Genomic DNA, 14,026 nt, shown 5'->3' with positions numbered 1-14,026 from the left:
CTTGTAAAGAAGCCAACCAAACACTATTTTAACACTATTAATTCCAAATCATCAACAAGATTTGGGCTAACTTCTCTTCATCAACGGATAATACCACGTTTAGAAGACTGTACGAAATCAATGATATAATCTATCTCCGGACAAGAAGGCAATGTTGAACGTATTTCAGCTATACCTTCAGAAATCAGTCCCTTGGAATACAATATTCGGTAGGCATCATGTATCATCTGGATTTTCTCATTGCTAAATCCGCGGCGACGTAAACCTATTAGGTTTATTCCGCAGTACTTGGTAGGATCCTTGCCAGCAATAATATATGGGGGAATATCCTGACTGAAACGGCTTCCGCCCTGAATCATGACATAGCCACCGATACGGCAAAACTGATGACACAACACGGTACTGCTGACAATGGCATTGTCGTCAATAACTACTTCACCTGCAAATTTAGTAGCATTTCCTATAATACAACCATTACCCATGACACAGTCGTGAGCCACATGAACACACTCCATAAGCAGATTGTTGCTGCCTACTATTGTGGTACCCTTGGAGGCTGTACCACGCGAAATAGTAACATTCTCGCGGATACTGTTGTTGTCTCCTACGACGCAAGTAGTTTCCTCACCGACAAATTTCAGGTCCTGTGGTTTGGTGCTTATACTTGCACCAGGAAAAAATTCATTTCCATTCCCTATGCGAGCACCCGTATGTATCGTAACGCCGTTTTGGAGAACATTGTTATCTCCTATGACTGTATTCTTGTCGATATAACAAAATGGGCCAATTATATTGTTATCCCCAAGTTTCGCTTCAGGATGAACAAAAGCCAACTGACTGATTTGATTCATATTATAATAATGTTGTCTATTTATTCTTTACTATCTGTGCGGTAAATGTAGCCTCCGACACGACTTTGTCGCCGACAAACCCGTATCCCTTCATAGAGGAGATGCCATGTCTTACAGGAGCCAAAAGGTCTACCTTAAACAACAACGTGTCACCAGGCACCACTTTCTGACGGAATTTCACATCGTCGATTCTCATGAAATATGTAGACCAACGCTCTGGTTCTTCCAAAGTGTTGAGAACAAGAAGACCACCGCATTGGGCCATAGCTTCAATCTGCAGGACTCCCGGCATAACAGGCTCTTGAGGGAAATGTCCTGTAAAGAACGGTTCATTGCTCGTGACATTCTTCACTCCTACAATACTGTTAGCCCCAAGAGAAATCACCTTGTCTACAAGCTGCATCGGGTAACGGTGTGGAAGCAGCTCACGAATTCGGTTGACATCCATTACTGGCGGCTCATTGCAATCATAAATCGGAGCCTGTATCTCATGCTTGCGGATTTCGCGACGCATAAGACGGGCAAACTTATTATTGATAGTATGTCCTGGACGAGTTGCGATAATACGTCCTTTGATAGGACGACCGATAAGAGCCATATCACCGATGATATCAAGAAGCTTGTGGCGTGTACATTCATTTTCCCAAACCAAAGGCTTGTGCTGAATATAACCAAGCTTTGTGGCATCAAGACGTGGAACCTTCAAGAAATCAGCAAGCTGGTCAAGCCTCTCCTGAGTAGTCTGACGCTCATAGATGACAATGGCATTGTCCATATCACCACCTTTGATAAGATTAGCCTTCAACAACGGCTCAATGTCTCTTACGAAGACAAACGTTCTTGCAGGCGCGATCTCTGTTGCATAAGCATCCATATCGTCCAATGTAGCGAATTGGCTGTTGATGAACTTGGACTCAAAAGAGCACATTGTGGTAAGGCTGAATCCTTCATCCGGAAGAATCGTTATACAAGAACCTGACTCCTCGTCTTTAATCTCTATCTTGTGTCTGATTATATAATAATCCTTTGGAGCATTCTGTTCTTCTATGCCGATTTCGTTGATTTTGTCCACATACATGGAAGCAGAACCATCAAGAATCGGGAATTCCGGACCATTAACCTGGATAAGACAGTTGTCTATGCCCATGGCATACAATGCAGACATTCCATGTTCTATGGTAGAGACCCTGACATCTCCCTTGCCTAAGACGGTACCACGTTGTGTATCTACTACATTTTCAGCTATAGCCTCTATAACAGGCTGGTTTTCCAAATCTATACGCTGTATTTTATAGCCTGAATTCTCTGGCGCCGGATTAAAAGTGACCGTCAGACTGAGACCAGTATGCAGTCCTTTGCCACAAAGGGCAAAACTACCTTTAAGCGTTTTTTGTTTAGACATAATCTTCTATTATTATTCTTTAATAAATCGTTAAGCTTCAGACTCACCCTTTAGCTTAGCCAATTCTTTTTCCAATTCATTGATTTTGGCATACATTTCCGGCAAACGGCGGAAAATGGCCTGAGACTTGAAATATTTCTTAGGTTCCATTGGTGGAGTACCGATGAGTGTCTGAGCGTCTTTAATGTTTCCCGGCACACCTGACTGAGCTCCCAAAAAGACTTTATTGCCGATTTTAATATGCCCTGCGAGACCGACCTGACCACCGAACATACACCAGGAGCCAACTTTCGTACTTCCTGCGATTCCTACCTGTGCAGACATTACGGTATTCTCTCCGATGTCGGTATTATGGGCTATCTGTACCAAGTTGTCAAGTTTTACGCCCTTGCGAACGTATGTGCTTCCCATGGTAGAACGGTCAACACAGGTATTGGCACCGATTTCAACATTATCCTCTATGGTGACTATGCCTATCTGAGGGATTTTGTCGTAACCTTCTGCATTAGGAGCGAAACCGAAGCCGTCAGCACCAATTACAGAACCAGAGTGGATTGTAACACTATTGCCAAGTTTGCAACCATGATAAACAGAAACATTTGAATAGAGAATAGTGTTTTTGCCTACCTTCACGCCATCACCGATCGTGACATTCGGATAAATCTGACAACCATCTCCTATCTCAACATTGTCTCCGATACAAACAAAAGGCGCAATATAGCAATTCTCACCTATTTTGGCGGAAGCAGAAATGCTCGCCAACGAGCTGACGCCTGTCTTCTTTGGCTTCATAGACTCGTATAACTGCAGGAGCTGTGCCACCGCCTCATAAGCACTTGGCACTCGTACAAGAGTACAAGGAACATCCTGTTCCAGTTTCAAATCATTATTAACCAGAACGATACTAGAATTTGTAGAATACAAATAGTGAGTATATTTGGGGTTTGCCAAGAACGAAATTGCTCCTTTTTTTCCTTCTTCTATTTTTGCAAAAGTATTTACAGTAGTATTGTCATCACCTTCAACGCATCCATGTACGAATTCGGCAATTTGTTTAGCAGTAAATTCCATATTTATATTAATATTTCGTTTCATTTGCAAATATAGTAATATTTATTTGTTAGATGAAATATTTGATTGTTTTTTTAATAAATTGACCATATACAACCATTAATCAAATTAACGTTCTGAAAATTTCAGACCAATGAGGAATTGAAATGATGTAAGACGAAAAGACAACCTTCTTTAAAAATTATCCCCCGATATCACATCGGAGGATAACAACAACACAAACACAAATACAACATGCCTTGTTAAAGGACATGAGTTTATCTTTATATTAAAAAAATATATTCTTATATTGTGATTTCATAATTTAGTGCTGCAAATATAGCAACTATAATTTGAATTACGAAAATATAACTGCTTATTTTTTAAATAAATTCATATTTAACAAGAAAATCCATTGATTTTCCGCATTTCGTCATATAAAAACCACTTATATGAAATGGGAAACCAATGGATTCAGATATCAAAAACAAGTTATTTCTTATGCTTAATTCAAGCCAAAGAGAATCTTAAGACCGCCATCAACTCCTGAGAAACCCATGAAGGCAAGACTCAGCAGTCCGGCAGTAACAAGGACAATTGCCATGCCTCGCATACCTTTAGGCACATTTACAAATGCCAGCTGTTCACGCAATCCGGCAAACACAGTAAGAGCAAGGGCAAAGCCAATAGCTGTGGAAAATGCATATACAACACTTTGCACAAGCGAGAACTCCTTCTGGATAACCAAGATCGCTACTCCCAAGACTGCACAGTTTGTGGTAATGAGAGGAAGAAAAATTCCCAAAGCCTGATAAAGGGCTGGAGAAACTTTCTTCAAAACTATCTCTACCATCTGCACCAAGGCAGCAATTACCAGGATAAACGCAATGGTCTGAAGATACTGAAGGCCGAAAGGCTCAAGTATAAACATTTGCACCAGATAGGTTACTATCGTGGCAAGCGTCAACACGAAAGCTACAGCAGCACCCATTCCCAATGAAGTAGTTACCTTTTGTGATACTCCCAAGAAAGGACAAATTCCCAAGAACTGGGACAGCACTATATTGTTTACGAATATAGCCGAGATAAATATCAAAATATATTCCATGATTACGCTTTCTTAAATTTGTTTACAATAGCAATTAGATAACCTAATGTGATGAACGCTCCTGGAGGGAGGATGAAGAGAAGCATGTTGCAAGTTTCAGGCAGAAGACCTATTCCAAAGATAGAACCTGCACCCAGGAGTTCTCTTACTGCACCCAGCAATGTCAACGCCAAAGAGAAGCCCAATCCCATACCAATACCATCGAAGATACTCTGAAGAGGACCGTTCTTACAAGCGAAGGCCTCGGCACGGCCAAGTATGATACAGTTTACCACGATAAGAGGGATATACAAGCCCAATGTAGCATAGATAGCGGGTACAAAAGCCTGCATAATCATCTGAAGTATAGTGACGAATGAAGCTATGACAACAACAAAAACAGGAATACGCACCATATCAGGCGTCAGATTCTTGATCAGGGATATAACCAGATTTGAGCAGATAAGCACAAACATAGTGGCCAATCCCATAGACAATCCGTTAATTGCCGAGGTTGTCGTGGCCAATGTAGGACACATACCGAGGAGAAGCACAAACGTAGGGTTCTCCTTGAATATTCCGTTAAGTAATATCTTTATATAATTCATATTCTCAACCTTTCATTTATTTGTTATCATTAGAAGCTACATTCTGAGAGCCTGCCGAGCTTTTCTTATATGCAGAATAAGCATTGTTCACAGCCTTGAGGAAGGCGCGGCTCGTGATAGTACTTGCCGTTATGGCATTCACTTGGCCACCGTCCTTGCTTACCTTGAGTTCTGCGGACGGATTCATGCCGATGATGCTTCCTTTGCCATCTTTCTGAAACCACGTCTCAGCCTTTGCACCGAGTCCAGGAGTCTCGGCAGTCTGCAGAATTGTGTAGCCAAGGATGTTGCCATTGGAGTCAAATCCTACCAACACTTTCAAGTCTCCACCGAAACCGACAGTAGTACTCTCGACTGCTGCTCCCAAATCCTTACCCTGAGCATCGTTCACCTTATGTATGACGTAAGTGAGCTCCTTTCCGTCAACTGTCTGACTATAAGGGTCACTTCCCGTTACGGTAATTTCTCCGCCACCCATCACTTTTTTGATACCGTCGGTCAGAGTCTTCTCTGCCTGTTCCTTGATAGGACCCGTGGTGATATGGTTGACATATGCAAGAATTGCACCTGTTATAAGCGCCACTCCAACAAGAACAATTACCATGTTCGTAATTGATGATTCTAATTTCTTCATACTATTTGTCCTCCTTCTTTATTACCTCACCAAAACGTTTTGGCTTAATATAAGCGTTGATAAGTGGAGTGAATGCGTTCATTATCAAGATAGCAAACGACATACCCTCAGGATATGCTCCCCAGTTACGGATAACAACGGTAAGGAAACCGATTGCCACACCATAAATCAATTGACCTTTATAAGTCATTGGAGAGGTAACATAGTCAGTAGCCATGAAGATGGCACCCAACATAAGACCACCGCTGAGAAGCTCGGCTACAGGAGATGCATAAACAGGGTTTGCCAGATGGAGAATACCGCTGAACACAAAGACCGTAGCAATGATGCTGACAGGAATATGCCAAGTGATGATCTTCTTCCAAAGCATGAAAGCAAGACCTAGGAGCAATGCCAAAGCACAAACCTCTCCTACCGTACCTGCTCCGTTGTTCAGTCCCGGATTTCCAAGCAGCATAGACATGGAATCTGGAAGTTGGTTGAGACAAGAGGCATCTCCGGTCTTTATCGCATTCTTCATCACGCTGAGAGGAGTGGCAGCTGTGGTTGCATCCGTATACTTAAGGAGCTGACCTGCTACAGGCCATGACGTCATCTCTACCGGAAATGAAACCAAAAGGAAGCAACGGCCAACCAATGCCGGGTTGAAAGGATTACAGCCCAGACCGCCGAAAGTCATCTTTCCTACTCCTATGGCTACGAGCGCACCTATGAGAACTATCCATACCGGAAGGTTTGAAGGAAGGTTGAATCCAAGCAGCAGACCTGTAAGTATGGCTGATCCGTCAAGAACCGTGGACTCTTTCTTGAGCAGATACTTTGTTATTGCCCACTCAAAGAACATACATGCAGCTACGCTTGTCAAGCATACTATTGCAGAGCCGATGCCGAAATAGAAGAAAGACACGAGAAGAGCAGGTACCAAAGCCAATATGACTCCGTACATATTGCGCTCCACACTATCCGTATCATGGGCATGCGGCGATAATGATACTATTAAATTACTCATTTTATTATTTGATTGTTAGCTTAAACTCTGCTGGGAATCCAAAGGGTCAAGTTCCTCTGCTTTATCAAGAACAGGAATCATACTGTAGGATTTCGGACCTGACCAATATTTGACTTCCCAAGAGTATACAACTGTTATTACCTTAATTACTTCTTTGCATTCCTTGCTCTGATGATTCCCATCACAGTAGTCTTTCCAAGACGGATATTGTCAAGAAGAGGTCTGTGGGCAGGGCAAGTGAATTGACAGGAGCCACATTCTATACAAGAGGTAATGTCTTCCTGTTCCACTTTCTCCCAATTATGCATAGAGCTTGCCGTAGCCAAAAGGAATGGTTCCAGTCCCATAGGACATACGCTGACACATTTTGCACAACGAATACAAGCCTGTGGCCTTTTGCGGCGTGCGTCAGAATCGGTCAAGATTGTTATACTGTTAGTTCCCTTGCAGACAGGTACTTCAGTAGAAGTCAAAGCCTTACCCATCATTGGTCCACCGGCAAGGACTTTGTTGTCACCCTCTGGCATTCCGCCACAGAAATCGATAAGTTCTTTCATCGGGGTACCCATTCTTACGAGGAAGTTGCCAGGATTAGCCACTTTCTTACCTGTCACAGTAGTGTAGCGTTCAAACAACGGTTTGTTTTTCATCACAGCCTGATATACGGCAAAAGCAGTTCCAACGTTCTGAACGATGGCACCCACGTTGACAGGAATAGCAGGAGGCGCAGGAACCTGACGGCGAATAACTGCGTCAACAAGCTGCTTCTCACCACCCTGCGGATACTTCTTTGCCAAAGGCACAATCTCCACATTAGGATTGTTGGCTGTCTTTTCTTCCAGCAGGCGGATAGCCTCAGGCTTATTATCCTCAATTCCGATGTAACCCTTATCCACTTTAGCTGCCTTCATGAGCAGGTCAAGACCAACGAGAATCTCATCCGCATGTTCCATCATCAGTCTATAGTCAGAAGTGATATAAGGCTCACATTCCACTCCGTTGATGATCACACACTCTGCCTTTGCTCCAGGAGGAGGACAAAGCTTGATGAATGTAGGGAAGCCTGCGCCACCCATACCTGTAACACCTGCCACCTTGATACGGTTTACGATTTCTTCCGGCGTCAGTTCAGGATGAGCCGCAACAGTCTCAAGTTTGTCAGATCTGTCAATAGACTCTTCCCACTCATCTCCTTCCACCTTGACGATGATACATGGTTTGCGATAGCCTGTAGCATCTACCGCATTATCAATTTTGAGTACTGTACCCGAAACAGATGAATAAATAGGAGCTGATACGAATCCGCCGGCTTCGGCCAACAAAGTACCTACCTTCACCTTGTCGCCTTTTGCCACAACAGGCTTGGCAGGAGCTCCTATGTGCTGCGACAATGGGAATATCGCCTGTGTTGGGAGAGCAGCCACCTTTGTCGCCACCTCTGCCGTTATTTTGTTTTCCTCTGGGTGAATACCACCTATTCTAAAAGTTCTCAACTTCATTTCTTATGCCTCCTCTTTATTTTCTGAACCATTTTTAGCTGCAGTAGCAACCTCAACACCAGGCTCAGCCTTAGGCTTGCGAGGAGGGAAGTTAACGGCAACGATAGCTCCTGTAGGACAAGCAGCCTCACACTTACGGCACATACGGCATTTGTCCGGATCAATATAACTCAAATTATTCTCGACAGTAATTGCTTCGAACTTACATTCCTTCAAGCACTTGCCACAACCGATACAAGCAGCTTTGCAAGCTTTCATAGCGGCGGCGCCTTTGTCTTTGTTTACGCAACGCACATAAACACGGCGTCCCTTAGGTCCTTTCTTGCGAAGTTCTATGACATGGCGCGGACAGGCTTTTGCACAAGCGCCACAACCGATGCACTTATCTTCGTCAACTTCCGGCAAGCCTGTCTCTAGATTGATCTGGATAGCACCGAACTGACAAGCGCTAACGCAGTCGCCACATCCCAGACATCCGAAACCGCAACCTGTCTCACCTGCTCCACATGCATTTACTGCGGTACAAGTCTTCAGACCGTCGTATACGGCAATACGCTTCCTAAGCTCACACGTACCGTTGCAACGTACCACAGCAACCTTTGGCTCGCTATTAGCTACTGCCATACCGAGCAAATCTGCAACTTGTCCCATCACGGCAGAACCGCCGACAGGACAGAACAAACCCTCAATTGACCCACTGTCTGCCCCCTTAACGAGAGCGTCGGCCATACCTGAACAACCGGCAAAGCCGCATCCGCCACAGTTGGCACCAGGCAGAACGGAAGCCACTTGTCCGATACGTGGATCCTCATGCACAGCGAATTTCTTGGAGCATATATAGAGTATCACAGCTGCAACGAGCGCAATACCCCCCAAGACTACAAGTGCAATTAAAATAAAATTCATAATAGTTGTATTTGTTTTTATTAATTTGTTTTTACCAAATAAGTTATGTTATTATCAAGAATCATCAATATGCAAATCACTTGGACAACTCAATGTCGAAAGTGACCTTTCTGTTTATTCTACCACGGAACATAAAGAGGAGAAAATAATAAGGAGCGAGTGAAAGAAGAGCTCCGAGAGCGGAAATCAGCTCAGAATAACCAGTAGCCAACATAGCGAACAAGACTACAAGCATCAACAGCATTGGCACAAGCATTCCAAGGGAAAGAGCCAAGAAACCTACGTTGTATGAAGCCATGACATTCACTCTGTCTCCTGCCGAATATCTATTGTCCTTTGTATATATGTCAATTATTTTCTCTTTGCTTTCAGAGGTATTGCATTGTTTAGCCACCTTGCATGAGGCACATGCAGAAGACTGAACTACACGAACCTTCACGCACTCGCCCACTACCGACTCTACAACGCCCACATGTTTAATTTTGTTCTCCATAACCATATCATAAGTCAATTTTGCAACATCGACTTTACAACTGCAAATTTAGTACTTAATTTCCACATTGCAAAAAATATAAAATTAAAACAAGGAAATGGAGTAATGTTTTTTTGATTTATTAATCCTTAAACGTTTACGTAAACTTGCAAAAAAATGAAAAACGCTCAAAAATATCATTTAAACCCGATAGAAAAATTCTTAATTCGAGTTTAGCGTTACTTTTTGTCAACACAACACTATATTGTCCTTATGATACCACATGGTCATTTCCCTTCTTTCCGTTTATCTCAGAACAAAGCATAGCCACATCTTTATGGAGCACAAGAAAGACACAGCAAACCTTGAAATGACAACGAAGCAAGATGCAAAAACTTTGAAGTACAACAGGCATAGATACACGTCAGCAAAAGAGCGTCTACACACAATACTCTCATCCATGTTAAAGATCGTGGCAACAACAAGCTATCAAGATTCTTGTTTTCTTCAAGCCAAGCCATCGGATTGTCAGTCCTCTTTCATGAGTTCATCAAAGAACTTGTCGAGGTCCTTGTCCCATCCATCCATGATATCACCTCCAAGGATGTTTATATCGTCATCCGAAACGAAGAGTTCGGCAACATGCTCTTTGTCATCGTTTTCCAGAACGAAGCTGAACGGTTTCAAGAGTCCCATCCTGTCTATCTCAGCAGCCATTGTGTTGAGCCTTTCTCTCAACAGACCTACTGCAACGTCATAGAAATTGTCATCTCTGCATTCTATCCATTCTTCTACCACACTTCTTGTTATTTCTTTGTCTTCGTCATCGAATGCCATCAAGTCACCGCTTTCGGGAGATATTCTGATATGGATATCTGTAAGACATGCATTTTCCTCATCGCATGGGAATTTCTGCACCACCTTCTTCAAGAATCTGTCTATCTGCCTAACGCTCCGTTCGTTATTGTTTGCCATAATACAAGATTTTTAGTTATTCTTTTTCTGGTTATCGTTTGGAGCTCATAATGCCACCTTAACTTTCTTCGGTTTGCTCTCATTGCTCATTCTGTCCAACGCCGTGACGACGTATGTCACTTTCTTGCGTTTTCCAGTAGTGGTACTGCTAGAGTGTGTCGGGATTTTACAGAAGGTTTCTGTGGTAACTGCAACGATTTTCGAGGCATCAGACAGATCAGGCTGCTCACCGTTCTCAAATCTGTAGACCACATATTTAACTGCTTCATCCTTCCATCCTTTGCCTTTAGGCTGCATCCAGAAGAGTATTTGGTCGCCATCTATCGTCATGGCCTTGAGCTTCTTCACCTTGTTGGGCGCCTTTGCATCTATATGCGGCATAAGCGGCTGCAGGGCTGGATATTTCCAATAGTTGTTGCGCAGCACGTTCTGATAGTTTCCCACATTGTCCACTACAGCTTTAGCATACCACAACACCGTGCCTTTAACATTCTGCATGGCTTTATGAAGATTGTATTTGGCAGGCATCTGGTTTATGGTCGGATTCTTAATATCGGCAGCCTTCACCGTGCGCTCCACATCTTCTCCTATATATAATGGTCTTGCCCCTGCATATTTGTTCCACCATTTTATGAGCGTGGCATAATCTGCACTCTTATGACCGATTTCCCAATACAGCTGCGGCACGCAATAGTCAAGCCACCCGTTGTTCACCCACATCAGCACGTCGGCATAAAGGTCATCGTAGTTCTGCAGTCCGTTGGTCTTGCTTCCTATGCCAGGAGCCGATTTTGCGTTGCGATAGATTCCAAATGGCGAAACTCCGAGCTTTACCCATGGTTTCACTTTGTGTATTGTCTCATATAGCTGCTTCACGAAGAGGTTCACGTTGTCTCTCCTCCAGTCGCCACGGTCTTTTATCCCATTATTGTTGGCTCTGAAATCCGCATCATCAGGAATTGGGAGTCCTTTCACAGGATAAGGATAGAAATAGTCGTCGATGTGAATTCCGTCCACGTCATATCTCTCAAGAATATCCTCGACCACGCTGCATATATAATCCCGGTTTTCCTGCTTGGCAGGGTTCAGAATCATCAATCCGTCGTATGGGAACACGTTCCCTGGCTGCCGTATTGCCACATGCTGGGGTGAGAGCTCCTTGGTGCCTTTCGTCTTGGCGCGGAATGGATTTATCCACGCATGCAGTTCCATTCCTCTTTTGTGGCATTCGGCCACCATCCACTTCAGAGGGTCCCAGTATGGCGAAGGGGCCGTTCCCTGTCTTCCTGTGAGGAATCTGCTCCATGGTTCCAGTTTGCTTTCATACAACGCGTCGCATTCCGGCCGCACCTGAAAGATTATTGCATTAACTCCGTCTTTCTGCAGCTCATCGAGCTGGTAAGTCAGCGTCTGCTGCATCTTTTGCGTTGACATGCCCTCAAACTGTCCGTTCACGCATTGTATCCATGCACCACGGAACTGCCGTTTTGCGTCTTCCGCCGAAACCGAAAGACTTATTATCAGGGCTACTAACATTAACCAACTTCTGAGATATTTCATATAATCTTCTGTCTGTGAATAAGTTATTATTAAATTGACGAGCAATTGTTTGATATGCAACTGTTTGACGAGCAAACGGGCTTCATGCATTTGGGTTGCGTGTTGATAGGCTGACGAGCAATTGTCTGACGAACGAGTTGGAATGCAACATACCGGAAGTCGAACGAATTGTCAATTCTCCGCTAAAGACCGTTCCATATTACTTATACAAGTATCTCTTTATACTCTTTTTCGGAGTTTTTTCAAATTCCTCGTCATGGATTTCTATCGCAGCAATCTTGCAGTATACCGGCAGGTTGGCGTTCACCTGCACTCTGTTCTCCTCCATAAGGCTCTGCAGATCATCTCGAGAGAGCCCCATAGCTTGAACTTCGTCGAAGTCAGGATGCACGAGTCCGACGAGTTTTCCGTCTCTCTGCACCACCACACTCTCCATTGCGAACGTCATACTGTTGAGCTTGTCCTCTATTTCCTCCGGATAGATGTTCTGCCCGTTAGGTCCAAGCAACATGTTCTTGCTGCGTCCCTTTATGAACACGTTCCCACCTTTGTCCATAAGCCCGAGGTCTCCGGTATGATACCATCCGTCCTTGTCTATGGTCTGTGCCGTGGCTTCGTCATTCTTGTAGTATCCGAGCATCACATTGAGTCCTCTTGCAAGTATCTCTCCCGGCACGGTCTCCGGGTTCTCGCTGTCGATTTTCACCTCCATGTGTACTACTTCCCTTCCACACGACATCGGCACAAAGTCATGCCAGTCAGAATAAGTTATGATAGGCGCACACTCCGTCGCTCCGTATCCTACTGTGAACGGGAAGTCTATGTCTTTGAGGAACGACTCTATCTCCTGATTGAGTGCGGCTCCTCCGATGATCACTTCGTAAAGGTTTCCTCCGAAAGCCTGATACACCTGCTCACAGATTCTCTTCTTCACCTTCTTGCCCACTCCAGGCATTTTCATCAGCAGTTTCACCTTGGTGTTCTGAATCTGCGGGAACACTTTTTTCCTGATTATCTTCTCTATCACAAGCGGCACAGCTATGACGATAGCCGGTTTCACGTCTTTGAACGCCTGGGCTATGATGGCAGGACTTGGCACTCTTGTGAGATAGAACACATGACACCCGTGGAGGAATTCGAAGAGGAATTCGAACGACATTCCGTACATGTGGGCCATTGGGAGAATGCTGATAGTGTTGTCACCTTTTTTAATGGTTTTGCCAAGCACACCTTTAGCGAAATCGATATTGCTCCACAACGCCCTGTATGGCAGCATCACACCTTTTGAGAATCCTGTCGTACCGCTTGTATAATTGATGAGCGCGAGCTCCGACGGGTCTTTCTCCTTATAGTAGCTTATGTGTTGCTGGCGGAAAGCCTTCGGGTATTTTTTTCCGAAGAGCTCATTTAGATGCTCTCTGGCATATGTCAGCTTGTCGGTTCTCGACACCACGAGCGAATAGTCTGGTATGTATACGATACCTTCGAGCGACGGCATTTTGGTGGGATCTATCACGGTAGCCACCACATCGCCCACGAAGAGGAGTTTTGCTTCGCTGTGGTTCACGATGTTGTGTATCTGGTCTGCCGTGAACTCATGCAACACCGGTACAGCCACGGCGCCGTAAGTCAGGGTCGCCAAGAATACTACTGCCCAAGAAGCGCAGTTTCTACCACAGATGGCGATTTTGTCTCCGTGCTCAACTCCGCTGTTTTCAAATAATATGTGGAGTTTCTCTATTTTTCTTGCCACATCTTTATATTGCAGCGTTATTCCTTTATAATCGGTCAGGGCGTCTGAATCCCAATGTGAGATGATGCTCTGTTCAATCAGCGAATTGAAACTTGGTATTGATTCCATTTAATGACTTGTATTAATTTAATGCAAAGTTATAGTATTTTTTGCACACTCCAAAATTAATTGTGCAATAATATACTCCTTGTCTCTATTTTTAACCCAAATCGCTTTCTAT

Annotated in this window: 13 protein-coding genes; all 13 read right to left on the bottom strand. The window is 44.0% G+C overall.

What is annotated here, in order from left to right; genetic code table 11:
• Window positions 1-80 precede the first annotated feature (80 nt).
• The gene (gene lpxA / locus CCC32_RS09270; RefSeq protein WP_042517591.1) at window positions 81-851 is read right to left on the bottom strand and encodes an acyl-ACP--UDP-N-acetylglucosamine O-acyltransferase; all 771 of its coding nucleotides are present in this window, start codon (window positions 849-851) and stop codon (window positions 81-83) included.
• A gap of 16 nt (window positions 852-867) precedes the next feature.
• Window positions 868-2,253, bottom strand: coding sequence for a bifunctional UDP-3-O-[3-hydroxymyristoyl] N-acetylglucosamine deacetylase/3-hydroxyacyl-ACP dehydratase (locus tag CCC32_RS09265; RefSeq protein ID WP_287073965.1), 1,386 nt, complete (start codon window positions 2,251-2,253; stop codon window positions 868-870).
• A 30-nt stretch (window positions 2,254-2,283) separates the two neighbouring features.
• Entirely contained in the window at window positions 2,284-3,324 is a 1,041-nt protein-coding gene (gene lpxD / locus CCC32_RS09260) for a UDP-3-O-(3-hydroxymyristoyl)glucosamine N-acyltransferase (protein ID WP_287074455.1), read from the bottom strand.
• Window positions 3,325-3,808: 484 nt separating this feature from the next.
• Window positions 3,809-4,411 carry an electron transport complex subunit RsxA gene (gene rsxA / locus CCC32_RS09255; RefSeq protein ID WP_022316593.1) on the bottom strand — a complete coding sequence of 201 codons (603 nt, stop codon included), beginning with the start codon at window positions 4,409-4,411 and terminating at the stop codon, window positions 3,809-3,811.
• Between the two features lie 2 nt (window positions 4,412-4,413).
• A complete protein-coding gene (rsxE, locus tag CCC32_RS09250; RefSeq protein ID WP_022316594.1) occupies window positions 4,414-4,998 on the bottom strand; it encodes an electron transport complex subunit RsxE in 585 nt (194 codons plus the stop codon).
• Window positions 4,999-5,014: 16 nt separating this feature from the next.
• Window positions 5,015-5,632: an RnfABCDGE type electron transport complex subunit G gene (locus tag CCC32_RS09245; protein ID WP_022316595.1), complete on the bottom strand. Its 618-nt coding sequence runs from the start codon at window positions 5,630-5,632 to the stop codon at window positions 5,015-5,017.
• 1 nt (window position 5,633) lies between these two features.
• Window positions 5,634-6,641, bottom strand: a complete 1,008-nt coding sequence (locus tag CCC32_RS09240) for an RnfABCDGE type electron transport complex subunit D (RefSeq protein ID WP_287073963.1) — start codon at window positions 6,639-6,641, stop codon at window positions 5,634-5,636.
• Window positions 6,642-6,787: 146 nt separating this feature from the next.
• Window positions 6,788-8,140, bottom strand: coding sequence for an electron transport complex subunit RsxC (rsxC, locus tag CCC32_RS09235; RefSeq protein WP_042517592.1), 1,353 nt, complete (start codon window positions 8,138-8,140; stop codon window positions 6,788-6,790).
• A 3-nt stretch (window positions 8,141-8,143) separates the two neighbouring features.
• On the bottom strand, window positions 8,144-9,046 hold the full coding sequence (locus CCC32_RS09230) for a Fe-S cluster domain-containing protein (RefSeq protein ID WP_287073960.1): 903 nt from the start codon (window positions 9,044-9,046) through the stop codon (window positions 8,144-8,146).
• Window positions 9,047-9,122: 76 nt separating this feature from the next.
• A complete protein-coding gene (locus CCC32_RS09225; protein ID WP_042517594.1) occupies window positions 9,123-9,539 on the bottom strand; it encodes a SoxR reducing system RseC family protein in 417 nt (138 codons plus the stop codon).
• Between the two features lie 507 nt (window positions 9,540-10,046).
• Window positions 10,047-10,493, bottom strand: coding sequence for a hypothetical protein (locus CCC32_RS09220; RefSeq protein ID WP_287073957.1), 447 nt, complete (start codon window positions 10,491-10,493; stop codon window positions 10,047-10,049).
• Window positions 10,494-10,538: 45 nt separating this feature from the next.
• Window positions 10,539-12,053 carry a glycoside hydrolase family 10-like protein gene (locus tag CCC32_RS09215; RefSeq protein ID WP_287073955.1) on the bottom strand — a complete coding sequence of 505 codons (1,515 nt, stop codon included), beginning with the start codon at window positions 12,051-12,053 and terminating at the stop codon, window positions 10,539-10,541.
• Between the two features lie 199 nt (window positions 12,054-12,252).
• On the bottom strand, window positions 12,253-13,914 hold the full coding sequence (locus CCC32_RS09210; RefSeq protein ID WP_022316602.1) for an AMP-binding protein: 1,662 nt from the start codon (window positions 13,912-13,914) through the stop codon (window positions 12,253-12,255).
• Window positions 13,915-14,026: the final 112 nt, after the last annotated feature.

The sequence above is a fragment of the Prevotella sp. LMAG:51 genome (assembly GCF_008680225.1).
Lineage (GTDB): Bacteria > Bacteroidota > Bacteroidia > Bacteroidales > Bacteroidaceae > Prevotella > Prevotella pectinovora.
This window is presented reverse-complemented; position numbering and strand designations above follow the sequence as displayed.

Bases quoted from the DNA above. Each gene is read 5' to 3' on its own strand.
- lpxA (WP_042517591.1), bottom strand. From the start codon at position 851: ATGAATCAAATCAGTCAGTTGGCTTTTGTTCATCCTGAAGCGAAACTT.
- CCC32_RS09265 (WP_287073965.1), bottom strand. From the start codon at position 2,253: ATGTCTAAACAAAAAACGCTTAAAGGTAGTTTTGCCCTTTGTGGCAAA.
- lpxD (WP_287074455.1), bottom strand. From the start codon at position 3,324: ATGGAATTTACTGCTAAACAAATTGCCGAATTCGTACATGGATGCGTT.
- rsxA (WP_022316593.1), bottom strand. From the start codon at position 4,411: ATGGAATATATTTTGATATTTATCTCGGCTATATTCGTAAACAATATA.
- rsxE (WP_022316594.1), bottom strand. From the start codon at position 4,998: ATGAATTATATAAAGATATTACTTAACGGAATATTCAAGGAGAACCCT.
- CCC32_RS09245 (WP_022316595.1), bottom strand. From the start codon at position 5,632: ATGAAGAAATTAGAATCATCAATTACGAACATGGTAATTGTTCTTGTT.
- CCC32_RS09240 (WP_287073963.1), bottom strand. From the start codon at position 6,641: ATGAGTAATTTAATAGTATCATTATCGCCGCATGCCCATGATACGGAT.
- rsxC (WP_042517592.1), bottom strand. From the start codon at position 8,140: ATGAAGTTGAGAACTTTTAGAATAGGTGGTATTCACCCAGAGGAAAAC.
- CCC32_RS09230 (WP_287073960.1), bottom strand. From the start codon at position 9,046: ATGAATTTTATTTTAATTGCACTTGTAGTCTTGGGGGGTATTGCGCTC.
- CCC32_RS09225 (WP_042517594.1), bottom strand. From the start codon at position 9,539: ATGGAGAACAAAATTAAACATGTGGGCGTTGTAGAGTCGGTAGTGGGC.
- CCC32_RS09220 (WP_287073957.1), bottom strand. From the start codon at position 10,493: ATGGCAAACAATAACGAACGGAGCGTTAGGCAGATAGACAGATTCTTG.
- CCC32_RS09215 (WP_287073955.1), bottom strand. From the start codon at position 12,053: ATGAAATATCTCAGAAGTTGGTTAATGTTAGTAGCCCTGATAATAAGT.
- CCC32_RS09210 (WP_022316602.1), bottom strand. From the start codon at position 13,914: ATGGAATCAATACCAAGTTTCAATTCGCTGATTGAACAGAGCATCATC.